This is a genomic window from Methanobrevibacter arboriphilus JCM 13429 = DSM 1125 (assembly GCF_002072215.1).
Classification (GTDB): domain Archaea; phylum Methanobacteriota; class Methanobacteria; order Methanobacteriales; family Methanobacteriaceae; genus Methanobinarius; species Methanobinarius arboriphilicus.
This window is the reverse complement of sequence record NZ_JXMW01000005.1, coordinates 43,179-68,479: the sequence shown is the minus strand read 5'-3', so window position 1 is coordinate 68,479 and position 25,301 is coordinate 43,179. Positions and strand designations below refer to the sequence as shown.

The following is a 25,301-nucleotide window of genomic DNA, read 5'->3' as shown; positions in this document are numbered from 1 at the left end:
ACCTCTAAATTTTTTTAGATATAATGATATTAAGGGCTATATTTAGTATTAATAAGAAAAGAAGCTTATTTTTATATAATTCATATTTTTTTTAATTTTATTCCTATATTTTTAGGCTTCTTTTCTTATTAATAATATAGTGATTGTTCACTAAAATTTTAGTGATTGTTCACTCAATTAGAAATTATTGTCTATTCAATTAGTGATTGTTTATTCAATCAAATTTCTTTTTTGTTATTAATAAAATAATAATTTAATATAAAACGAAAATAAAGGGGGGTGAAAATGATAAAAATTTATAATCTTAAATTCATAAGGTTTTTTTTACTGTTTATTGTTGCAGTTTTTATACTTTTTTCAATATCTTCTATTAATGCAGCTGACATAAATTTAAATAGCACTAATTCTAGTGGTATTGGTGGTGCAATAGATGATATTGGTAGTGGATCTGACATAGATAATACTTTAACTTTAAATCCTGGTACTTATAATAAAACTAGTGATATTAATGTTAGTATTAATTTTAGTGGTAAAAATGTTTTGATTCGTGGAAATGGTTCTCCTGATCAAGTTATCATTGATGCAAGAGGATTAGGAAGAATGTTCAATATTTCTGGTAATTCTAACATTATTTTTGAAAATATAACATTTATAAATGGTTATATAAACAATGGAAATGGTGGATCTCTTTACATAACCGCAGGTAAAACAACTATAACTAACTGTGTCTTTAAAAACAATAATGCATCTACTGTTAATACATCCGCATCATCACCAGCTTATACTTATGGTGGTGCTATTTATAATACTGCTAACAACCTTGAGATAAATAATTCAAAATTTACAAATAACACTGCTTACACTAGAACTTATCACGATAATTGGGGAAAGGATTCTTTTGCATATGGCGGTGCTATTTACAATACAGGTTTTAATCTTAGTGTAAATAATTCTGAATTTAATAATAATACAGTTTATTCAGAATCTGGTTCTGGTCATGAGTCTGATAATGCTTATGGTTATGGTGGTGCTATTTATAATACTGGTAATAATTTTAACTTGATTAATTCTAGTTTTAATAGTAACAAAATCACTTCTGATGCATGGGCTGATGATTATGATTATCCCCATTCTGATGCTCAAGGAGCAGGTGTTTTCAATTCAGGTAAAGGATTGTCAGTGACAAATTCTACATTCATTAATAATAACATCACTTCATATGCAGGATCTCGATATGATTTTGGTTCGAATAATGCTTGGGGTGCTGGTATTTACACTAATAATGAGTTTTCTATAAATGGTTCAAACTTCTTCAATAATACTATTGTTGCTACAAGTTGGGCTGATGATTACAGCTATTATGGTGGTTATGTTGAATATGTGGATAATGGTACTGGTATTGATATTTATGTTAATTCTGCTAATGTAGGTATCAATTATAATCGATTTGTTGGAAACTATTCCAATAAAGTTTTCTTTGCTAATTTTGTTAATGTTAGTGCAGATTATAACTGGTGGGGTAAGAATAGTATTACGGGTTATACTAATTTGAATACTAATAATCATTATATTCTTAATATAGCTAATACTACAAGTTTGAATGGTATTGTTATTGGTGATAAAATAATATTTAATCTTTTGGTATTAAATACTACTCGTAATAATGATGGTGTGGAATATTTACCTTATTTTGCCATCAATGGTACTTTTAATAGTTTTGCTTTTAATAGTACTTGGAATGATAGATTTAAATATAACTACACAATCAATAGAACCAACTGGCAATATGTTCTTGCTCATTTAGATATGCAAGATATTAGTTTCCAATTCTATGTAATGATGACTACTAATTCAACAATTGTAATAGATCCAATTAATCCCAACATAGATAATAATGTTAATATCACAGGACATTTAGCTAATTATACTAATATTACACAGGTTAATGTTACTATAGAGGGTAATAATTATCTTGTTGATGTTAATAGTACTGGTGGTTGGATTTTAAACTATACTGTTTCTAATGTAGGTGATATTAGTGTTTCTGTTAGTTTATCTGGTGATTATTACTACATGGATTTCATAAATAAAACTAAATTTTTAGTTAATAAGTTAAATTCAACTATTTCTGCTGAAATTCCTAATGAAACTGTTGGTGAAACAGTTAATGTTACTGTTAAACTTGATGAAACCATTAATATTATAGCTAATGTTACTATTGGAAATCATGCCTATTATGATGTTGTTTTTGTAGATGGTGTAGCTATTATTCCATATTCAATAACAGCACCATATCTTGGAAATCTCAATGTAACTTTCTTAGGTAATGATCAATATAATAGTGGTAGTGTCCTTGTAAATGTCAACTTTAAGGCACCAACTAATATTATTGTTGATAAAAAGACTACTGGAAAAGGTAAAGATGTGATCTTATCTGCTAAACTATTAGATCACAATGGTAACCCATTAGCTGATAAAACTATCAAGTTCTATATCAATGGTAATTATATTGGTGAAGCTATAACTGATGAAAATGGAATTGCAAGACTAAAATACACTGCAAATACTGTAGGTAACTTAACAGTAAATGTTGAATTTGTGGGGGATGACCTATATCTTTCTTCTAATAGTAGTAATATATTGAAAGTCATAACTAATCATCAAAACAATACAAACAAAACAAACAAAACAAATACTACAAATAATACAAAAACAAACCATACTAATACAGATAAAGCTAATGCTTTTATGAAAAAAACAGGAATACCTTTAATCCCGGCTATATTAGCAATATTCATTGTTTTAGGAATATTACTAAGAAGAAAACAAAATTAATGTTTAAATTTTTAAGGGATAAATTCTTCTTTATCTCTGTTTTTTATTTTTTATTTTTTTATTTTTTATAAATAAAGCAAAGCTTTTTATACCTCTTATATTAAATATTTTATTATCATCTAAAGTTAAGAATTAATTTAAAGATGGTGTGTTAATTATAGGTATTTTAATTATGGATATATTAATTAAGTAATTAATACAAGTTAGTAATTCATTTTGATTATTATAATGTATTAAATTGAAATTAATATGTTATTTAATTAATTTTATGATAATTAATGGAATATTAATTATTATAATAATCTATTAGTTAATAAATAAACTCTTTTTGGGATATAATCCCTGGATGTGGCTTAATTGCTGAACAAGAGGTGTAATAATGTATAAGTATATTAGAGATGCATGGAAAAATCCTGATAAGTCTTATGTAAGAGAACTTATGTGGGAAAGAGCTCCAATTTGGAGACGTGAAAAAGTAATTCAAAGAATAGACAGACCTACAAGAATCGATCGTGCTAGATCCCTTGGATATAAAGCTAAGAAAGGTTATGTTGTTGTTAGAACTAGAGTACGTCGTGGTGGAAGGAGAAAAACTCGTTTTACTGCAGGTCGTAGACCAAAACGTATGGGTGTAAATAAGATAACTCCTTCAAAATCTATCCAAAGAATAGCTGAAGAACGTGTAAGTAAAAAATATCCTAATATGGAAGTTTTAAACTCTTACTGGGTATGGTCTGATGGTAAATTCAAATTCTTTGAAGTTATTTTAGTAGATCCACAAAGTCCTTCTATTATCAATGATCCTAAAATTAATTGGATTTGTGAAAGTCAGCACAAAAATAGAGCTCTTAGAGGTTTAACCAGTGCTGGTAAGAAAGGTAGGGGACGAAAAACAAGAGGAAAAGGTTCTGAAAAGAGACATTAATAAAACAAGTTATTTCTTGTTTTAAATTTTCTTTTTTATTCTTTTTTGCTCATTGTTTTATTGTTCTTTTATTCTTTTTTATTTTTATTCTTTTTTTATTTTTATTTTCCTTTTTAAAAATTATTTCATTATTTTTTATATTTTAGCTAAAATTTTTATCATTATTTTTCCTAGTTTTTTATATTTTCTTATTTTTATAACTTAATATTAGTGTTTTTTAGAAATCTTAATATGTTAATTTTGATATAATAAAATATTAAGAATAATATTTAATATATGAAATATTAAGTAAATTATTAATTAATATATTCATTAAAAATTAATTTATTTATTAAAATATTAATTAAAATATTAATTAGAATATTAATTAGAATATTAATTAATATTAATTATAGAATAAAATTTATTATTTATATATAATTCAAATTGTTTTTTGTGTTGATTAAGATGATTCATAATATTAGATATCGGGTGTTTGTTTATGCAGATGAAAATGAAGAAGAACTATTAAAAGGACTAAAAAACCTTCTTCCAACAGCTAAACCAGACCGTGAATTAGCTGAAGGCATACTTGAAGATGATATTGTTATTTTATCTGGAAAAATTGAGAGAAAAAAAGAAACAAAAGATTTTCTTAAAAATCTTTTAGATATGGATAAAAAATCATTGTGTAAGTTAAGTGATGATTTAGAAAGAAAAATTGATAAAAATGGAAATCTTTTTCTCCGATTTTCTAAATCTTCAGCTTGTGAAGAAAACTGGGAGATTTGTGATACTGGTGATTCAATTCATCTTAAAATAAAAATTGCAGCTTATCCTGCTAAAAAGAATGTAGCTATATCTCTTTTAAATGATATATTAGATGATTATATTTAATTATTATAGGATTAAATTTAATTATTGATAGTAGTGTTATCTATAAATGAATTATATAAAATGAGGTGTTTAATGAAGTTCCATGATTTAAATTTAAAGGGAAAGAATTATAAACTTGATAAAGATTTGATCTTGGATTCTTATAAATTAGGATGGGATTATGTTAATCTAAATTATTCTATTGAGAATTTTAAAAAAGCTATTGATTATAAAGATAAATTAAAACAAGAAATAGATGAAATAATAGCTAATTATCAAGATAAAAACAAAATAAACAGTAAAAATAAATTTAAATTTGAATTTGGGCTTGAAATTAATCCTAAAAATCAGAATGAATTGTATAAACTCTCTAAAAAATATAGGAATGAATCTAAATATATTTCTGTTTTAGGAGGAGATTTAGCTGTAAATCGGGCTGCTTGTGAAAATAGGCAAATCGATGTTCTTTCAAGACCTTATTTTAGAAATCGTAATTCTTGCGGAATTAATCATGTTTTAGCTAAAGAAGCTGTTAGAAATAATGTTGCTATTGAACTTTGTTTTAATGATATTTTGTCTAGTTATTTAAGTTTTAGGGCAAAGATAATGGCTCATTTTAGAGAAATTATTAAATTATATAACAAATTTAGATTTCCTTTAATAATAACTTCTGGTGCATCATCAATTTGGGAAACAAGATCTCCTAAAGATATTTCTTCTGTTTTTAAAAATTTGGGTCTTTCTCAGGATGATTTAGATTTATGTTTAGCTGATTATCCTAATCAGTTGATTGAATTTAATAATGAAAGAGAAAATATTATTGTTCTTGGAGTTAAAAAGATTAATAAATGATTATTAGGTTGATTATTAGATATTTTCCTCTTATTTTCCTCTAAATAGTGTTTTTTATAAATATTCTAAATATTATTTTTTATAGATAACTAAATAAGAGTTTATATGAATTTATATAAATTTATATAAATTTATAAAGATTTATAAAGACTTATAAAGATTTATAAGGATTTATAAGATTTACAAGGATTTACAAGGATTTATGGATATGAAATTAAAAATATTGCCTCCTACATTACGTATTAATAATAGATATTTAGTATTGGATATAAAATCAGAAATAAAAATTTCAAAGGATGAATTGGTTTCAGCTATTTGGTATGCTTGTTTAAGACTATATGGTGAAATAGGAACTAGTGATTTTAATCTTTGGTTAATGAAATTTTATGATATTAGTAATTATTCTTCAAAGTATTATAAAATAGATGATAATATCATTAATAGTGGTATTGATACTAATATTAATACTAATTCTAATAAGATTAATAATAATATTAATAATAATATTAATACCAAAATTAATACCAAAATTAATACTAAAATTAATACTAATAATGGCAACAATAAGATCAACACTGACAATCTTAACAATAGTAGTAATAACAATAATAATAAGGTTAATACTAATAGTAATAGTAATAATAATTTTGCTAATTATGATGAAGAAGGACCTTCGTATTACCATTTTAAAGTTGTTCTTCGTTGTAAAAGAGGTTGTGAAGACAAAGTTCGTGGAAGTTTAGCATTATTATCTAATTACAATAATAATAAAATAGCTATAACAACTATGGGTATATCTGGAACTATATCTTCATCAATAGAAAACTTTATTAAGTAAGTTATATATATCTATAAAAGGATAAAACATAAAAAATATCTATCACTAAATCATGGAGGTTTAGTTTAGTTTTCAATTTGGATTTTTAATTTAAACCATATGTGCTATATTTTGATAAATGCTTTATTAATGCATTTAATAGTATATATTACTAAATATTATGTTTATCATTATGTAATATTAATTATGCAATTATTTAAGTATGATTTTGAGTTGTTTGCTATTATGTTATTATAAAAGATATATTAAAAGAACTTTTTTATAAAAATAAAGTAAATTAAAAATTAAAATAAAATTAAAGATAATATATATATTAATTAAGAAAATAATATATTTAATTAAGAATAATATATTTTAATTAAAGATTAATGTATTTTAACTAATATTAATTAGAAACTTAATCAATTAAAACAAATCTAGATTTTTATTTAATATAATATTTATTTTATTATATAAATTATTAAATAAATTATTAAATAAATTATTAAATATATTATTAATTATATTATTAATATAGCTTAATAATGTAGCTTAATAGTAATTTAAATTATTATACTCAATATAAAAAATGATATATTATGAAAATAACTTAAGATAATTGTAAAAATAATTTAATAAAAAATATTTATAGATAAAAATATTTATAGATAATATATTTATAGATAATATTTTATTATTAAATAATCCATTATTAATATGATTTGTTATTATATAATTTATTAATAATACTTGATTGGTAATATAATTAATTAATGATTAATATTTTACTAATTATAGTTAGTTTATTAATTAGAATTATAAATAATAATTAAAAAATAACTTTGCTAAAAAACGAGAGGTATTAGAATATGCAACCTTTACAAAATGCTGGATATGATAGGGCTATCACTGTCTTTAGCCCAGATGGAAGACTATTCCAAGTAGAATATGCAAGAGAGGCAGTAAAAAGAGGTACTACTTCTTTAGGTGTAAAATCAAAAGAGGGTATTGTACTTTTAGTAGATAAAAGAACTACAAGTAAACTTGTAGAGTCAAAATCTATTGAAAAGATCTTTCAAATTGATGACCACATAGGTGCAGCTACATCTGGATTAGTAGCTGATGCAAGAGCATTAATTGAAAGAGCAAGAATGGAATCTCAAATTAATAAAATTACTTATAATGAACCAATAAGAGTTGAATCTTTAGCTAAAAAGATTTGTGATATGAAACAAATGTATACTCAAAATGGTGGTGTACGCCCATTTGGTTCTGCACTTATCATTGGTGGAGTAAATAAAAACGGATGTAAACTCTTTGAAACTGATCCTAGTGGAGCATTAATTGAATATAAAGCAACTGCTATAGGATCTGGAAGATCTGCTGCTATGGATGTTTTTGAAGAAAATTACAGAGAAGATATGACTATTAATGAAGCGATTGATTTAGCTCTTGATGCGGTCTATGAAGCTACTGAAGGTAAAACTACAGTGGAAAGTGTTGAAATAGCTGTTGTTGACAAAGAAACTAGAAAATATAGAAAAATTTCTGACGAAGAAGTAGCAGTTCATGTTGAATCACTTATTGCAAGAAAAGATACTGATGATAATACTGAAGAAGAAGAAATTGAGGATGAAGAATAATTGAATTTTAATTCAATTTTTTAATCCTCTTATTATTCTTTGTTTAAATTTTTTATTTAATAAACTTCTTAATCATAAGATTGTTCATTAATTAGAGTAATATTATTCTTTAGTAAATTATTAAGTAATCATTAAGTAATCATTTAGTATATAATTTAGTAATCATTTAGTGATATAATTTAGTAATATCATTCAGTAATATTCTTTAGTCTAATATTTAATTAGATTTATAAGTTTTTATTAATCCAGCTATTACTTATCCAATTAAGCTATTATTTAGTTTAATTAAGTTTTTATTTAGTTTAATTGTTCACTTAATTTAATTGAGTTAATTAGTTTAATTAAGTTACTTAGTTTAATTAATTTTATAAATTTATTAGATTTTAATAAATTTATAAAATATAATAATCTTATAGATTTTTAATTGAATTTTAACTTATTTCTTATTCTGATATGAAGATATTCTGATGTGAAATGTTCTTATATTAAATGTTCTTATATGAATATGTTTTCATGAAGATATTTTTATTAATAAAATGGTTATTTTAGATATTAATTATTATTTGAATTAAAAATCATTTAAATTAAAATCATTTAAATTACAATTATTTAATCATAATTATTTAAGTTAAAAATCATTTAAATTAGAGATTATTTAAATTAAAGATTTTTTAGCTGGAAACTATTTAAAATAGAGTTCATTTAAAATAGAATCATTTATTAGAGGAAAAATAATGGTAAATATTGATGAAGCTATTATAGCTAGATTAGAATCTCATGGTGAGAAATTTGAAATTTTAGTTGATCCTGATTTAGCTGCAGATTTTAAAAATCCTGAAAAAGATGATGTGATTATTGAAGACGTTTTAGCTGTTGAAACCATATTCAAAGATGCTAAAAAAGGGGATACATCTCCTGATGATGCAATGATTAAAGTGTTTGATAATACTGATGTTTTAGAAGTTGCAAAAGAAATAATTAATAAAGGACATATTCAACTTACTGCTCAGCAAAAAAGAGATATGCAGGAAGAAAAAAGGTTAATGGTTATTAATAAAATTGCTAGGGAATCTATTAATCCTCAGACTGGCCTTCCGCATCCAGTAAAGAGAATAGAAAATGCTATGGAAGAAACTAGAGTTAAAATTGATCCTTTTAAATCAGTTGATGAGCAAGTACAGATTGTTTTAAAAGCTATTAAAATTAAAATACCTATCAGGTTTGAGCATGTTAAAGTTGCAGTAAGGTTACCTGGTTCAGTTGCTGGAAACGCTTTTTCTATAATATCTAAATTTGGTAAAATATTAAATGAAGAATGGCAACAAGATGGATCTTGGATAGCTGTTGTTGAAATTCCTGGTGGAGTTCAAGAAGACTTTAATCTTAAAATGAATGAGATTTCTGGTGGGGATGCTGAAACTAAAGTTATTTAATAATTATCCTATTAAATTTTTAATAATTATAAAAAATCAAAGATTTCTTAATTTTGATTTTTAATTTTATAAAAATAATAAATTTTTATAATTATTAAAACTAATTATTAAAGAAAATTATTAAAAATAACTATTAAAGAAAATTATTAAATCTAATTATTAAATTATAATAATTATTAAATAATTTTAAAAAGCTCATTATTAAATATTTTAAGAAAATTATTCTCAAATAATTTTGCAAAATTCATTATTAAATCATCATTAAATAAGAAAAATTCATTATTATATAGGATTGATTTATATTCATAAATTTTATTACCCTATGGGGGCATATTGTACATGATACACGTAGAAGATAAAGAATTAGTTGTTCCAGGACAAATATTAGCTGAAGAGGGCTATTATTCTGGAAGAGGAACCTTTAAAGATGGGAATTGTGTTTGTTCATCTTTAATGGGTTTGGTTTCCCTTAGGAACAAAAAAATTAGTGTAATTCCTCTTAAAAGTAAATATGTTCCAAAAAAAGGTGATGTAGTAATTGGAGAAATTGATGACGTTCGTTTTTCAATGTGGGGAGTAGATATTAACTCACCTTACTCTGGAATATTACCTGCATCTGAAGTTTTTGGAAGAGAAAAAAAAGAACTGAGTAAAGTATTTGATATTGGTGATGTTCTATTTTTAAGAGTTGTTGATGTAGATGAAGTTAAAAAAGTCAAGTTAGGTTTAAAAGGTCGAGGAATGGGTAAATTTAAAGGAGGAATTTTAGTTGATATTACTCCTACTAAAGTCCCCCGTTTAATTGGCAAAAAAGGTTCTATGATCAACATGATTAAAGATAAGACTAAATGTAAAATTGTTGTTGGTCAAAATGGACTTGTTTGGGTTAAAGGTGATAAAGGGATGGAACAGATTACCAAGACCATCATAAATTTAATTGAAGCTGAAGCTCATACTTCTGGTCTTACAGATAGAGTTAGGGATAAACTTTATCTTTTAGTTGATGGAAAATTACCTGAAGAACAAGAAGAGTTTGAAATTACTGCTGATGATTTAGAATCAATAGATCACTCTAATTCTAATAATGGGAAAACTAATTCTCATAAAAACAATAATAATAAGAATTATAATAATAAAAACAGTAATAATAATGGTAATAATAATAGAAATAAATTTGATGAAGAAGAAACCGATGTATTAGAAAAGCCAAAACTTGAAAATATTAAAGAAGAAGTTGAAATTGATTTAGAGGTTGATTCTAAAGAAGATGATTCTAAAAACAAAAAAGGTAGTTATTTAGATACTTTTAATCAGGTTAAAGCTCAAAATTCATCTAATAATCCTAGTTTAGGTGAAGTTGATAAAAGTGAGGTTAGTTCTCCTACTTTAAAAATTCAAAATTCTTCTAAAAGTGAATCTAAAAATAACAGGATAAAACCAGTTACTAGTTGGAGAAAAAGAAGTTAGCTATGTCTTTAAAGATACTGTATTTAAAAAGTTAATTATCTATTTCTTGAATAAAATAATAGTCTATTATAATAATGATTATAAAATAATAATCTAATTATAAAATAATAATTTATTTATTAAATATAATAATAATTTTAATTAAGGGGTGATTCTTATCACTAATAATGGTAAAAGGGATGATGGGCGAGCATATGATGAAATCCGTCCTTTAAAAATTGAAGCAGGAGTACTTGAAAGAGCAGATGGATCTGCTTATTTGGAAGTTGGTGGAAATAAGGTATTGGTGGCTGTTTATGGTCCACGTGAATCTTATATCAGAAGATTATTGAAACCTAACACAGGTGTTATTAGGTGCAGATATAATATGGCACCTTTTTCAGTTGATGATAGGAAAAGACCAGGACCTGATAGAAGGTCAACAGAAATATCAAAAATAACTGCTGAAGCACTCAGACCATCTTTAATGTTAGAAGGATTTCCAAGATCTATGGTTGATGTTTTCATAGAAATTATTGAGGCTGAAGGTGGAACTAGGTGTGCAGGTATTACTGCTGCTTCTGTTGCTTTAGCTGATGCTGGAATTCCTATGAAAGATTTAGTAGTTGGTTGTGCTGCAGGTAAAGTCAATGATGAAATTGTATTAGATTTATCTGAAAAAGAGGATAAAGAAGGTCAAGCTGATGTTCCTATAGCTATGATGCCAAGAACTGAGGAAATTACATTACTACAGAGTGATGGTGACTTATCTGAGGAAGAATTTGGAAAAGCACTTGATTTAGCTATGGAAGGATGTAGACAAGTGAATAAAGTTCAAATTGAAGCTCTTAAAACAAGGTATGCTCAAGATGCTGGATCTGATAGCTAATTTTAATGTGAGGGATTACTATGAATATTATACCTGAAATTACAAGAGAATGTATTACTGATCTAATTAATAGTAACAAAAGAGAAGATGGGAGAGATCTTGAGGAATACAGAGATATTCTTATTGAAACAGGAGTTATATCTAAAGCAGAAGGTTCTGCAAGGGTTAAAATTGGCAATAGTCAAGTCATTGTTGGTATAAAGCCTCAATTAGGTGAACCATTTCCAGATACTCCTGATGTAGGAGTTTTAATGACAAATGGTGAAATGTTACCTATGGCTGATCCGACTTTTGAACCAGGTCCTCCAAGTGAAACATCGGTTGAACTTGCTCGTGTTGTAGATAGAGGAATTCGTGAAAGTGAAATGGTAGATCTTGAAAAATTGTGTATTGTGCCTGGTAAAAAAGTATGGATGCTTTTCATTGATTTACATATAATTGATTTTGATGGAAATCTATTTGATACTGCTACCTTAGCTGTAATGAGTGCTCTTTTGAATACTAAATTACCTGTAGCTAAAATTGTTGATGATGAAGTTGTAATTGATGAAGAATCTACAACTGATTTGCCTTTGAGGGATAAAGAAGCTATGTGTACTTTCGTTAAAATAGGAGAAAAAATGGTTTTAGATCCTTCTTTAGATGAAGAAGCAATTTTAGATGCTAGACTTTCAATTGGTATAACTGAATCTGGTAGTATTTGTGCTATGCAGAAAGGTGGGGATCATCCATTAACTAAAGAAGATATTTTAGGGGCTGTTAAAACAGCTTATTCTAAGGTACCTGATTTATTAGAAAAAGTTAATAATGCTTAATAGCTTTTTTAGCTATTTCATTTTTATTTTTTCATCGAATATTATTGTTTATTTTAAAATTTAATTTTTAGCTTTATTTGATTTTTCTTTAACTTATTAACATTCTTATTTATTGATTTCTATTGAAATTTTTATTGTTTTGTTAAATAAAATATTAATAGTCTTATTAATACTCATTTGATGAAAAAAATTACTGAAAAACATTAACTTTATATACTATTTAAGACCAATTTATTATATCATATGAATTTTACTAATTAAGGAAAAATCAAAAATTTTTCATATTTATAATTTATACATATTCATAATGGTTATTTTAAAAAATAATTAATTTTAAGTTTATAAAAGTGATATTATGGCAAGAACAAAAAAAGTGGGAATTACAGGAAGATTTGGAGCAAGATATGGAAGAAAAGCTAAAAGAACTGTAAAATCCATTGAAGAAAACATGAAAAAGAAGCATGTTTGTCCTAAATGTGATAGACCAGCTGTTAAAAGACAAGCTGTAGGAATTTGGAAATGTAGTAAATGTGATACAGTATTTACTGGTGGAGCTTATGTTCCTCAAACTCCAATGCTTAAAACAGCTAACAGAAATATTAAAAGAGTAGTTGGAGGGGACTAATTGTATAAATGTTCTGAATGTGGAACAGAAATTGATCCAAAAAGTTATATGGAAAATAAATGTCCTAAATGTAGATATAGGATTCTTTTCAAAAAAGTTCCAGCTGTTAAAAGAACTATTAAATCAAGATAGCTCTTTTTATTTTTTTATCTTTTTACTACTAATTTAATTAGCTATTAAATAAGATATAAATAGTTTTATTATAATTTATTAATTATTACAAAATACATTAATTATTAGAATAATTTATTAATTATTACATCAATTATTACAATATTCTATTATTAGAATAATTTATTATTTCTATTTTTAATTATGTTTATAGTATTTTTGTAATTTTATTTTAGAGTAACTTTATTTTAGAATTTTTTAAAAATTCTTTAAATTCTCTTACTTAGATTTATATTTAAATTTATATTTAGATTTATTTTCATTGTTAAGGAATTTATTTTCATTATTAAAAAATATTTATTAAGGAATATTATTAAAAATATTTACTAAGGATTTTTTTCATGTTAATTTCAACTTCAAGAAAACCATCATCAAAAACTCGTGCTTTTTGTAAAAATCTTTCTCATGCTCTGGATACTGATTATGTTAATCGTGGAAAGATGAGTATGAGAGAACTACAGTTAAAATCTAATAGTCTTGGTTTAGATAATATAGTTCTTGTTTATGAAATGAAGGGAAACCCAAGTAAAATTACTTTTTTTTCTAATGATGGTGAAGAATTATTAGTTATTCTTGGTTCAGTTAATACAACTAATCAACGTTTGCATATAAAGACTTCTGAGTTATCTTTTAAGTCTGAAATTCCTGAATTAGATGTCCTTGGTGATATATTTCCTATAAATAATTCTAATAATGATTCTAATCAAAATCATATATATGTTGAAAAATTAGAAGACTATGATGATGAATATGATGATATTGAAGATTTCAATAAAAGGATAGGTATTATTCATTTTTATAATAGAGACGGGAATGATACTGGTCTTAAAATTAATATTAGAAAAATCATTGGTTAATGTTATTATAGTGGTTAATATTGTTATATTGGTTAATGTTCTTGTATTGGTTAATATATTGGTTAATGTTGTTCTATTGATTACACTATTATTCTTGATTAAATATTGCTATTATTAAATAGGTATTATTAAATAGGTATCATTAGATATTTATGTTTAATTTTTAGATGTTTTAATACATACTTTTTCTTAATATATATTATAATGGGTTTTAGTGGAGGTTTTTATATTTCTGAAATTTCTTTCAATGCTTTAAAGTCAGTTAAAAGTAATATTTTAATAGATTTAGAAGATGAAAAATTAGCTAAAATTGTCTTTGATTCTGTTTTATTGGAATTTGAATCTTCTCCAGATTATAGATCTAACATGTATATTAACCTAGATAATTCTAAACTTATTATAAGTATTGATTCTGAGGATGCTACTTCGTTTCGTGCTTCTATCAACTCTGCTATTAAATGGATTATTGTATCATTAGATGTTAATGATTTAATTAAATGAATATTATTATAATAAGATTATTTATAAATATAATGTAGATAATAATAAATACTATAATAAACATATTTTGTTATTATATATTTTTGTTATATTTTTTATTAAGTCTTTTATTATCTGTAAAAGTTAATTAAGATTAAATAATATTAAATATAAAGTTTATTTGTTAATAGTATTATTAAATAAAGCTAGTATTATTAAATAAAAAAATAATATTATTAATTAAACTAATAATAGACTAAAATTACAATTATTAAAACTACAATATATATTATATAAAAAACTAATATTATATATAGAACTTTTATTAAAGATAAATATGATTAGATAAAGTAATAACAATTAAATTCTTTAAACTAATTTTATTTTATTATCCTAGATTAATTTAATTATTATTCAATTATTCTAGATTAATTTCATTGTTTAATTAAACTAAAAGGTGAAAATATGGAAGTACCTCAAAATATACAACATCAATTAAATCAATTTCAACAATTACAACAGCAAGCTCAAGCTGTAACTGTACAGAAACAAAATGTAGATATTCAGATTCAAGAAACTGAAAGTGCTCTTGAAGAATTAAAGAAGAGTGACGAAAATGCAGAAGTTTTTAAAACAGCTGGAAACTTGTTAATTAAAGTAAATCGTGATGAAATTAATGAAGAGCTTGAAGAAAAACTAGAAACTCTTAAATTAAGAGAAAAAACTATGGCTCGTCAAGAAGAAAGAGTTATGAAAAAGCTTCAAGAGATGCAATCTTCAATCCAAGAAGCTATGCAAAATCAAGCTCCTCAATAAATAGTTTAAATTTTTAAATTTTAATAAAATTGTTATTTTTATTGTTATTTAAATATTTTATATTTAAATACTTAAAATATTCTTATATTTAAAAACAAATTTTTTAATAAATTTTCATTATTTATTAGCTATTTTCATTATTTATTGATTGTTTTTAATTTTTATTACTTATTTTTTATTTATATAACTTTATTTATGTAATTTTAGTTATATATCTTTATTTACATATTTTTTATTTATTAAATCTTTAATTTAATATTTTATTAGGGTGTTTTAATTTGAATAAGCTTAAAAAATTATCCCAAGAGGATTTAGACGTTATTTCACAGTATTTTTCAGATAAAGCTAATGAGATTATATTATCTAAAGTTCCATCAAAAGAAGTTTTAGACTTTGATCTTCAAATAGATGCTAGTTATGATGATGAAGAGTTGGATGTTAATATTGATGTTAATATTGCTCTTGATGAACTTTCTAAAATCAAAAATGATGATATTGAGTTAGCTATTGAGGAAGCCTATAATCAGTTAGATGTTTTTATTGATGAAAATTATAGAGAATAAAATTATAGGTAATAATAGTTAGATGGTAGCTATTCTTATTATGCAATAACGATATTATGGTTTTTATATGGGCTTAAAAATTGTTTTTACTGATGAAAATAATGAAAATTTCATTAAAATTGATCAAGAACAATCTGATTATTATAATAATCTTCTAGGATCTATTGCAATTGACTATAGGAATACTTGTCTAGATTATAAAGATCATTTTGTTGTTTTAGTTTTTGATGATGATTTGCCAATTGCATGTGGATCTTTTGTAGAATATTGTAAAGATACTGTTGAAATTAAGAACCTTTTTGTAAAAGAAGGTTATAGAAATCAAGGATTAGGAAATACTATTGTTAAAAAGTTAGAAGAAGAGAGTAAAAATAGAGGATATGATTTCATTATTTTAGAAACAAATATCCATATGCCAATAGCTATTTCTTTTTATTCTAAATTAAATTATAATTTAATTGAAAATTATCCTCCTTTTGTTGGCAATGAACTTTATGTTTGCATGAAGAAAAAATTGTGATATATTACATTATTATTGTAATTTAATCCATTTTATATATAGTTTGATTTTTAACTTGATTAACTTAGTTAAATTAATCATTAACTTATTTAGCTTAATCATTTCATTACTTAACTTAATTTTATTTTAATTTTATCAATTTCATTTTATAAAATTTCAAGTAAACTTTAAATAGTATAAAGTTTATATTATATTTATGGGTCCAACTCCTTAGTTTATCATACATGAACTGTTATATTAGATTTGGGGTTTTCCCTTATCTATTATTAATGGAGTTTTTTATTTTTTATTTATATTTTTTATTAATATTTTTTTATATTTGTACTAATTTTATTTTAATTTTCATCTATTGTTTTTATTCGTGTTTTTTATTTAATTGTATTTTTATTTATTTGTATTTTTTGTTTAGTTATAGTCATTTTTAAGCTATTTTTAAATTTTTATCTATTTTTATCTATTTTTATTTATTTTTATTTATTTATTTAATTTATTTATTGTTGTTTATTAATAAACTGTAAATTATCCAATAAATTGTAATTCATTCAATAATTATAAATCATTCATTTATTATAGAAATTATTATATAAATCTATATTATAAAAAACCTATATTATAAAAATCTAAAATTTTTTATAGTAGAACTTACAAAACTTCTATAACAGTATATTTATATTTTATACTACTAATTTTTGACGATAACTATTTTTTGTGATAAAATGAAAAGGTCAACTTTGATTACAATTATTATAGCTCTTATATTAATTTTTGGAGCATATTTATGGGGGATGACTCAACTTAGTCTTGTTGAGCCAGTTGGACGTCTTACAGTAACAAAATTAGGAAATCCCGATATGTTCCCAAATCATGGTAATGCTGAAGTACTTGGTGAGTATGCAGCTAAAACTGGTTCAAAATGTGTTTTGGTTGTTCATTATGGGGGAGATTCTAATTATCGTCAGTTTGTTCAGGAAAGTCCTTTATCTTCATCTGGAGAAGTAAAAGTTTTAGAATTAGCATTTGTTGATCCTTCGACTTATAAAACTTATGTTGATTGGGGAGAAGTTCTTTACACATTTTTATTTGGAATTCCAGAAGACAGATATACTTATAGGGCTGATGGAATATCATTCCAAACTCTTGATGAAGCTTTAGCTTATGTTGATCAAGAAGCTAAAAATTATGGTCAAGAAGGACCTATTCCTATGTTTTATCATGGAACTGTTCGAGCTGAAGGTCCTTATCTTAATCCTGGCTGTGGATTTCCACTTTATACTCAAATTTCTTGGAAACAATATGGTCGTTTCGGTGCATATTATTATGTTGCAAAAGGATTGATTTGGCCTTATTTATCTAATAGGTATTATCCTTATGAAATTAGTCATTTATCTGACTTACAAAGATTATATAATGAGGGTAATCTTGATTATACGGTTACTTAATACTTTCAGGATTAATATATCACTTTAATTGATTTTTAATAATCTTTTATAATCTTTTATAATCTTTTATAATCTTTTTTAATTTTTTATTATTTTTATATTTTTAATATTTTTTAATTTTAATATTTTTTAATTTTTTATATTTTTAATTTTTAGTATAACCTAAACATTTATATATGAGGAGATAATAATATATTATTTGTTTAGGCTTACCTAAATTTAATAGATTTTATAATACAATTTTTGTTCACCTAACTTTACCTAAAAATTTATATACTAAATACTAGAAATATAAGATTGTCTTTAGGTATTCCTAAATAAGAACTTTTATTTAGGCATTCCTAAATATAAATAAATTTAGGTATTATTAAATATATTTATTCTAAGTATGAAGATTAATTGAAATTTAATTGAAATAATAAAAATATAATGTTTAAAAATCGATTTCTAGAAATATCGATTATCATTTAGGCATTCCTAAATTTTTATTATATTGAGTAAATTAAGTAAATTTATTTTATGCTTAGACTTATTTATAATATTTTTAGATTATTTATAAATTTTTAGATAAATTTAAATCTTTAAATTATTTTTAATTAATTTAAATCAAAGTGTAAAGGTGAAAAGATGGAGGAAAAAAATATTAATTCAATAAAAACATTAAATGAACTTAAAAATGGTGAAAGAGGAACTATTGTTTCTTTTTCTGATAGAGGAGATGTTGAATTAAAAAGGCATCTTTTAGGTATGGGGTTTGTTAAAGGTTCTGAAATTACTCTAGAAAAAGTAGCTCCTTTAGGAGATCCTATTAAATTTAGATTAAAAGGATATTCAATTTGCCTTCGTAAAAATGAGGCAGAGAATATCAAAGTTCAAGTGGTGAACTGATTTTTTAATTTTTAAAAATAAAAATATATTAATTTTTTAAATAATTTAGAATAATATTTAAAATAATATTTAATAAAAAATATTTAAAAAATATTTAATAAAGAATAATATTTAAGAATATTTAAGGTAATTATTTAAAATAATTTTTAGTTCATACTTGATTTTTCCATAAATTTATCATTTTTAGTAAGGTGGAAATTAATGAATAGTATAAAGATAGGATTAGCTGGAAATCCTAATGTGGGTAAAACAACTTTATTTAATCAATTAACTGGTCTTAGACAGCATGTTGGAAATTGGCCTGGTAAAACAGTAGAAAAAGCTGAAGGTCATCTAAATTTCAATGATTCGAGAATTGATGTAATTGATCTTCCAGGAAACTATGCTCTTAGTGCTCATTCTATTGAAGAGATAGTTTCTAGGGATTTTATTGTTGATGAAAATTCAGATGTTATAGTTAATATTATTGATGCAACTAATATCGAGAGAAATTTATATTTAACTACTCAAATGATGGAACTTGGTGCAAATTTAGTCATTGCACTTAATATGAATAAATTTGCTAAAAAGAAAGATTATGATATTGATACAAATATGTTATCTGAACTTTTAGGAGTTCCTGTTGTAGAAATTGAGGCTATTGATAATACTGGAAAAGAACAATTATTAGAAGCGGTTCAAAATGCTGCTAAAAACCCTATTGATAGTAGTAAAAAATTAGTTTATGGTACAGAGTTAACTGAACATCTTAATGATCTTAAAGATCTTATTGAAAAGAATAAAGAGTTATCTGATGTTCCATCATCATGGACAGCTATAAAACTGTTAGAAGATGATGATATAATTGTTGAGAAAGTTAAAACTGCTTCAAATTTTATTGAAATATTCAATGAAGTTGAAAAATTAAAAAAACATTTTAAAAATGTTTTTGGTGAAAGTAGTGAAGAAGTAGTTGCTAATTATAGATATTCTTATATTGATGGTTTGATTAAAGAATCTGTTATTAAACCAGAAATAGAAAAACAGACAATCACTGAAAAGATTGATAGAGTAGTTACTAATAGAATATTAGGACTTCCAATATTTTTAGTTATAATGTGGATTATATTTCAAATTACTTTTACTGTTGGAGCACCATTCCAAGATCTTCTTGATAATGGATTTGTAATGCTTGGAGATGGTATATTAGCATTGATTGGTGAATCTTGGTTTTCTTCACTACTTGTTGATGGTATTATAGGTGGTGTTGGTGGAGTACTTGTATTTTTACCTCAAATATTTTTGATGTTTTTGATGATTAGTATTCTTGAAGATTCAGGATACCTTGCAAGAGCTGCTTTTGTTATGGATAGAATTATGCATAAATTTGTAGGTCTTCATGGAAAAGCATTTATTCCAATGATTTTAGGATTCGGATGTGGTGTTCCAGGAATTATGGCTACTAGGACAATGGAACATGAAAGAGATAGGATATTAACAATGATGATAATTCCTTTCATGTCTTGTACTGCTAGATTGCCGGTTTATGTTTTATTTGTCGCTGCTTTCTTTACTGCTTTCCAAGGTGAAGTTATATTCTCATTATATCTTCTTGGAATAGCTGTAGCTATTATAATCGCCGCAATTCTTAAAAATACTGCATTTAAGGGAATTACAACTCCTTTTGTTATGGAACTACCTTCTTATAAGTTACCTTCTCTAAAAGGTGTACTTATTCATACTTGGGAAAAAGGTTATGGTTTCATTAGAAAAGCAGGTACAATTATCCTTGCAGCTTCTATTGTAGTGTGGGTTTTAAGTAGTGTACCAGTTGGAGTTGATTATGGATCTCAAGAATCTGTAATTGGGCAATTGGGTACTGTTGTAGCTCCAATTTTTGGACCATTAGGATTTGGTGAATGGCAACCTGCTGTAGCTTTAATATTTGGTGTAGTAGCTAAGGAGGTGGTTGTAGGAACTTTCAGTTCCCTGTTTGGAGTTGCTGAGGAAGGATCGGGCATTGAATCGGCAATGCATGAGATTTTCACACCGCTTTCTGCATATGCATTCCTAGTATTTGTATTGTTATATGTCCCATGTTTTGCAGCTTTGGGTACTATAAAGCAAGAAACAAACTCTTGGAGATGGCCATTAGCCATGGTAGGTGTTACTACAGTAACTGCATATATTGTATCATTCATTGTATATCAAGGTGGAACCCTTTTAGGTTTTGGTTGATATAACTGGTGATATATCTTTAAAAGTTTTATAAAGGATTTATATCCTTTATTTTTATTTTAATATAAACTTATATTTTAATAAAACTTTTATTTTAATATAAATTTTTATTTTTATTTTAAAATTTTATTTTAACCAAAATTTTATTTTTATTGAAATTTTTATTTAATTTTATACTTATATTCAAATTAATTTGTGTAGATTTTTTCTTTAGTTTTAGTATATTTAAAAAATTTAATTATTATAAGTAACTTATATATTATTTAAGTGGTGGTGAGAATATGCAATGTAGAATGTGTGGCTATGAATTTGATGAGAAAATTATTGGTAGAAGCTGTCAAGGTTGTGGAAAAAGAGAATGTCAGACAGTACATTGTCCTAATTGTGGATATGGTAATTCACCAGAATACGAGACAGAATTTAAATTTATTGATTCTTTAAAAGATAAACTTAGTTTTAAAAAGAAGAAAGAATAATTTATAAACAATATCAACATCTATCATAATGTTAAAATTATATGTAATAGTAATATTATATATTGTATTATTAATAATACAATATTATAGAATTATTACAATATTATAATATATATTTTAATAATTACAATATTTATATAGTCTTTATTACTATTCATATTATATTAATAAAACTTATTTGTAAAATTCTAAAATTCAATGATATCTTTAAAATAATATAATTTACTTCAACCGATAATATGAATGTTTTAGAAAAATTTCAATCCATTATAATACTTGTTGCTATAATATTTGGACTAGTTTTTGGACAACTCACAATAATTAATAATAGTGCAGGCTATTTTATAATACCTTTTTTATTTTTGATGTTATTTGGTATATTTGGATCTATATCTCTTAAAGATTTTAAGAAGAGTTTCTCTAATTTTAAATTTGCAAAAGTTACTATTTTAATGAACTTTATTTGGACTCCTTTATTTGCTTATATCCTTGGAGCTATCTTTTTAAATCAACATATTGATATTTGGATTGGTTTTATAATGTTGATGGTAACTCCTTGTACTGATTGGTACCTAATTTTTACAGATATTGCTAAAGGAAATCTTCCTCTTTCAACTTCAATTCTTCCTTTAAATTTAATATTACAATTAATACTTCTTCCAATATATTTATTATTATTTTTTGGTGTTTTTGGTTCATTTGATTATGGAATTTTACTTGAAAGCATATTACTTATGGTTTTTTTACCATTTATTTTAGCTCAAATAGCTAGATATCTTTTTACAAATATGAAATCATTAAATAGTTTTAAAGATAATTTTTTTAGTTTTTTTGAGTCTTCCCAAATCATTTTTTTGAGTTTAGCTATTTTTTGTATGTTTGCTTCAAATGGTTATTTATTGGTTAATAATTTGTGGGTTATTTTACTTTTACTTATTCCAATGTTTTTATTTTTCATTTTAAACTTTTTTATAGGTAGACTGTTGACTAACAAATTAAATTTTTGTTATGCAGATTCAGTTAGCCTATCTATGACTACTCTTGCAAGAAATTCTCCAATTGCTTTAGCTATAGCTGTAATAGCTTTTCCAAATCAACCTTTAGTTGCTTTAGCATTAGTTATAGGGCCTTTAATAGAATTACCTGTTTTAGCTATTATATCTCAAGTTTTGCTGTTTATCAAAAGAAAAAATTTTTTATAATTTCTTAATTTTTTAACTTTCTAATATTTTTCCAATTATTCTTATTATCTTTTATTTTTAGAAATATTCATATATTAATAGCTCTAATAAAAATATATAAATGACTTGATTAACAATAAAATTTTAATGTAATCTTTAAATCTAAATTTAAATTCAATATTTAAATCTAAATTTTATGTAATTTTTAAATTTAATTTAAATTTAATGTCCTTATTCGATTATAAATATTTTAAGAAGTTTAGTAACATTGGGTGGGTGTTTATAATTAATTATCAGCTTAAAAATACTATAGGAAACATTTTTCAAGCATTATTAACAATATTTTTGTTTTTGATTATTGCAGACATAATTATTTTAGTTTTGGAGTCAATATTTCCTTTTCAACATTATAATCAACGTATTGTTGCTAGCTTTGATTTAATTGTTTCAATACTCTTAATATTCTTTTTAAGTATTAATTTTTTATTTTTTGAAAATATTAAAAAGTATTTTCCTAAATTATTAATAATTATTCTTGCAGTTATCCCATTTGAATTTATTTTTCTCTCTATTTGGGGGTATGATATGGGTGCAGGAGTTTATACAGTATTGTATGTTTTTAGAATTTTACATTTATTTGCTTTAATTTATATTTTGAAACTTTTAGGATCTAATTTTATTTCATTTTCAAAACAAAATGGACTTGGCTACGGTATAATCGCTATTACCGCTATATTTATTATAGGGTCTGTTTTATTTTATATTTTTGAGTTTAATCTTAATCCAAGTATAGGTGTATTTGAAGATGCAATTTGGTTCTCATTAGTTTCAGTAACCACTACTGGATATGGGGATATTGTGCCTTTTACCTTAGCTGGAAGAGTTACTGCTGCTTTTTTAATTGTTAGTGGAGTTTCTTTTGCTACATTTGCTACTGCATCTTTAGCAAGTTCTATATTTCAAAAATTCCGTGAAGAAAAAGTTACAAGAGATAAAAAACTTGATGAGCAAAATAAATTGTTAATAGAAAAGTTTGAAAAAACTCAGGATGAATTAAATGAAATTAAAGGTATGATTAAAAAATTAGAAAAATAGCTTTTAAATTATGTAATAATAGTTTTTAAATTATGTAATTTTCTAGAAAATTTATGTTTGGAGGGTTTTAATGTTAGAAGTAATACCTGTATTAGATTTGATGAATTCTATGGCTGTTTCTGGAAAATCAGGAAATAGGGATACTTATACTCCTCTTAATTCTATTTTTGCTTCAGATAGTGATCCTATTTCAATTGCCAATAATCTTAAAATTAATGGTGCAAAACAGGTTTATATTGCGGATTTGGATTTAATTGAAAAAAAAGGGCATAATCTTAATAAAATTAAAATGATAAATACAGTTCTTCCTGTTATGTTGGATAGTGGAATAAGGAATCTAGAATCATTTGATTTTTTCTTAGAATTTGCAAATAAGTTAATTGTTGCTAGTGAAACTCTTGAATCTATTGAAGAGTTGTATAAAGTTTTTGATAAGTATCCAAAAGAGAGGGTTGTTGTTAGTGTAGATATTAAAAATGGAGAGTTACTTTCTAAAAATTTTGAAGTTAGTTTAAATGATTTTAAAAAAGATTTGATTGAAATTGATCCTAATGAAATTATATTGTTGGATATATCTAATGTTGGAACAAAAAAGGGTTTTAATACTGAATTATTAAATAGCTTTTCTGAGTTTAAAGATAAATTAATTCTTGGTGGTGGTATAAACAAGGAAGAGATTCCTAATATAGAAAAGTTTGGTATTAATAAAGCATTAGTTGGGTCTGCATTACATAATGGAGAAATAAGAATTATTTAATTTTATATTTATTTTATATTTACTTTAAATTTATTTTTACATTCATTTATTGTATATTCATAGAACCAATATATTCATAGAACTAATATATTTATAAAATTAATATTGGTATTAAAATAATATTGGTATTATTTGCAATATTTTTATATTTTATTAAATAACAAAGTTTAGTACTATAAATGGACTTATAGCTGCTACTATAAATAATAAAGCTCCTATAATTGTTATTTTTTTCTCATTATCCATTATTCCGGATATTAAAAGTAATACTCCGAAAAATCCTAAAACTGCGGGAATTATATGTGAGAATATAAGTGTTCCTGTTGCCATTTTATCACACTATTGATTATTATCATGAAAATTTGTAATAATTATATAATTAAATGATTATTTAATATTTATTGCTTATTTAATATTTATTGATTATTTAGTAATTAATTTTAACTTTTATTTTATTCTAAAAGTTTATTTCTTATCATTATTAAACCTTTTTCTAACTATTATTTTTTATCTCTTTTTTAGAAAGTTTTATTATTAATAAGGAAAAAACTCTATATTGATTAAAGATATTTAATATTTTTAATATTTTTAATTATTTTATGACTTTTATGAAAGTTAATAATAATAAAATTAATAATAATATTAATAACAATATTAACAATAATATTAACAATAATATTAATAACAATATTTTTAATAATGTTTT

24 protein-coding genes and 2 pseudogenes are annotated in these 25,301 nt (G+C 24.0%); 25 read left to right on the top strand and 1 reads right to left on the bottom strand.

Annotated features, from left to right (window positions below; all coding sequences use genetic code 11):
• The first annotated feature begins 285 nt into the window (after window positions 1-285).
• From MBBAR_RS03585 to MBBAR_RS03470, 25 genes and pseudogenes are all read left to right on the top strand, one after another.
• Complete coding sequence (locus tag MBBAR_RS03585) at window positions 286-2,835, top strand: Ig-like domain-containing protein (RefSeq protein WP_080459895.1); 2,550 nt, start codon at window positions 286-288, stop codon at window positions 2,833-2,835.
• 379 nt (window positions 2,836-3,214) lie between these two features.
• Entirely contained in the window at window positions 3,215-3,760 is a 546-nt protein-coding gene (locus tag MBBAR_RS03580) for a 50S ribosomal protein L15e (RefSeq protein WP_042704081.1), read from the top strand.
• A gap of 447 nt (window positions 3,761-4,207) precedes the next feature.
• Complete coding sequence (locus tag MBBAR_RS03575; protein ID WP_080459894.1) at window positions 4,208-4,636, top strand: RNA-binding protein; 429 nt, start codon at window positions 4,208-4,210, stop codon at window positions 4,634-4,636.
• 72 nt (window positions 4,637-4,708) lie between these two features.
• Complete coding sequence (gene rnp3, locus MBBAR_RS03570) at window positions 4,709-5,467, top strand: ribonuclease P protein component 3 (RefSeq protein ID WP_080459893.1); 759 nt, start codon at window positions 4,709-4,711, stop codon at window positions 5,465-5,467.
• Window positions 5,468-5,675: 208 nt separating this feature from the next.
• A pseudogene (locus MBBAR_RS10520) lies at window positions 5,676-5,861 on the top strand (Rpp14/Pop5 family protein); the annotation flags it as partial.
• Window positions 5,844-6,305, top strand: coding sequence for an Rpp14/Pop5 family protein (locus tag MBBAR_RS03565; RefSeq protein WP_249025028.1), 462 nt, complete (start codon window positions 5,844-5,846; stop codon window positions 6,303-6,305). The pseudogene MBBAR_RS10520 and the gene MBBAR_RS03565, both read left to right, overlap by 18 nt.
• A gap of 848 nt (window positions 6,306-7,153) precedes the next feature.
• Entirely contained in the window at window positions 7,154-7,927 is a 774-nt protein-coding gene (gene psmA / locus MBBAR_RS03560) for an archaeal proteasome endopeptidase complex subunit alpha (RefSeq protein WP_080459891.1), read from the top strand.
• 734 nt (window positions 7,928-8,661) lie between these two features.
• On the top strand, window positions 8,662-9,360 hold the full coding sequence (locus tag MBBAR_RS03555) for a ribosome assembly factor SBDS (protein WP_080459890.1): 699 nt from the start codon (window positions 8,662-8,664) through the stop codon (window positions 9,358-9,360).
• A gap of 339 nt (window positions 9,361-9,699) precedes the next feature.
• Window positions 9,700-10,392 (top strand): annotated as a pseudogene (gene rrp4 / locus MBBAR_RS10515) (exosome complex RNA-binding protein Rrp4); the annotation flags it as partial.
• Between the two features lie 592 nt (window positions 10,393-10,984).
• Window positions 10,985-11,695, top strand: coding sequence for an exosome complex exonuclease Rrp41 (rrp41, locus tag MBBAR_RS03545; protein WP_080459953.1), 711 nt, complete (start codon window positions 10,985-10,987; stop codon window positions 11,693-11,695).
• Between the two features lie 20 nt (window positions 11,696-11,715).
• Entirely contained in the window at window positions 11,716-12,510 is a 795-nt protein-coding gene (gene rrp42, locus MBBAR_RS03540; RefSeq protein ID WP_080459888.1) for an exosome complex protein Rrp42, read from the top strand.
• 355 nt (window positions 12,511-12,865) lie between these two features.
• Window positions 12,866-13,135, top strand: a complete 270-nt coding sequence (rpl37A, locus tag MBBAR_RS03535) for a 50S ribosomal protein L37Ae (protein WP_042704065.1) — start codon at window positions 12,866-12,868, stop codon at window positions 13,133-13,135.
• Window positions 13,136-13,267: a DNA-directed RNA polymerase subunit P gene (locus tag MBBAR_RS03530; protein ID WP_042704063.1), complete on the top strand. Its 132-nt coding sequence runs from the start codon at window positions 13,136-13,138 to the stop codon at window positions 13,265-13,267.
• Between the two features lie 380 nt (window positions 13,268-13,647).
• A complete protein-coding gene (locus MBBAR_RS03525; RefSeq protein WP_080459887.1) occupies window positions 13,648-14,163 on the top strand; it encodes a hypothetical protein in 516 nt (171 codons plus the stop codon).
• 204 nt (window positions 14,164-14,367) lie between these two features.
• On the top strand, window positions 14,368-14,664 hold the full coding sequence (locus MBBAR_RS03520) for a KEOPS complex subunit Pcc1 (RefSeq protein WP_225370719.1): 297 nt from the start codon (window positions 14,368-14,370) through the stop codon (window positions 14,662-14,664).
• A 444-nt stretch (window positions 14,665-15,108) separates the two neighbouring features.
• Window positions 15,109-15,459 carry a prefoldin subunit beta gene (locus tag MBBAR_RS03515; protein WP_080459886.1) on the top strand — a complete coding sequence of 117 codons (351 nt, stop codon included), beginning with the start codon at window positions 15,109-15,111 and terminating at the stop codon, window positions 15,457-15,459.
• Between the two features lie 278 nt (window positions 15,460-15,737).
• A complete protein-coding gene (locus tag MBBAR_RS03510; RefSeq protein WP_158082518.1) occupies window positions 15,738-16,022 on the top strand; it encodes a DUF3194 domain-containing protein in 285 nt (94 codons plus the stop codon).
• A gap of 67 nt (window positions 16,023-16,089) precedes the next feature.
• Window positions 16,090-16,542, top strand: a complete 453-nt coding sequence (locus MBBAR_RS03505) for a GNAT family N-acetyltransferase (RefSeq protein WP_080459884.1) — start codon at window positions 16,090-16,092, stop codon at window positions 16,540-16,542.
• Between the two features lie 716 nt (window positions 16,543-17,258).
• The gene (locus MBBAR_RS03500; RefSeq protein WP_080459883.1) at window positions 17,259-17,981 is read left to right on the top strand and encodes a hypothetical protein; all 723 of its coding nucleotides are present in this window, start codon (window positions 17,259-17,261) and stop codon (window positions 17,979-17,981) included.
• 627 nt (window positions 17,982-18,608) lie between these two features.
• Entirely contained in the window at window positions 18,609-18,869 is a 261-nt protein-coding gene (locus MBBAR_RS03495) for a FeoA family protein (protein ID WP_080459882.1), read from the top strand.
• Window positions 18,870-19,070: 201 nt separating this feature from the next.
• Window positions 19,071-21,086 carry a ferrous iron transport protein B gene (gene feoB / locus MBBAR_RS03490; protein ID WP_080459881.1) on the top strand — a complete coding sequence of 672 codons (2,016 nt, stop codon included), beginning with the start codon at window positions 19,071-19,073 and terminating at the stop codon, window positions 21,084-21,086.
• A 281-nt stretch (window positions 21,087-21,367) separates the two neighbouring features.
• Window positions 21,368-21,562 (top strand): hypothetical protein, encoded by a 195-nt coding sequence (locus tag MBBAR_RS03485; protein WP_054835676.1) that lies wholly within the window; start codon window positions 21,368-21,370, stop codon window positions 21,560-21,562.
• Between the two features lie 239 nt (window positions 21,563-21,801).
• Complete coding sequence (locus tag MBBAR_RS03480) at window positions 21,802-22,764, top strand: arsenic resistance protein (protein WP_080459880.1); 963 nt, start codon at window positions 21,802-21,804, stop codon at window positions 22,762-22,764.
• A 255-nt stretch (window positions 22,765-23,019) separates the two neighbouring features.
• Window positions 23,020-23,838 carry a potassium channel family protein gene (locus MBBAR_RS03475; RefSeq protein ID WP_158082517.1) on the top strand — a complete coding sequence of 273 codons (819 nt, stop codon included), beginning with the start codon at window positions 23,020-23,022 and terminating at the stop codon, window positions 23,836-23,838.
• Between the two features lie 70 nt (window positions 23,839-23,908).
• On the top strand, window positions 23,909-24,595 hold the full coding sequence (locus MBBAR_RS03470; RefSeq protein WP_080459878.1) for a HisA/HisF family protein: 687 nt from the start codon (window positions 23,909-23,911) through the stop codon (window positions 24,593-24,595).
• A 153-nt stretch (window positions 24,596-24,748) separates the two neighbouring features.
• On the opposite strand, the gene MBBAR_RS10400 is transcribed toward MBBAR_RS03470, so the two are convergent.
• Entirely contained in the window at window positions 24,749-24,925 is a 177-nt protein-coding gene (locus tag MBBAR_RS10400) for a hypothetical protein (protein WP_169835748.1), read from the bottom strand.
• Between the last annotated feature and the right edge of the window lie 376 nt (window positions 24,926-25,301).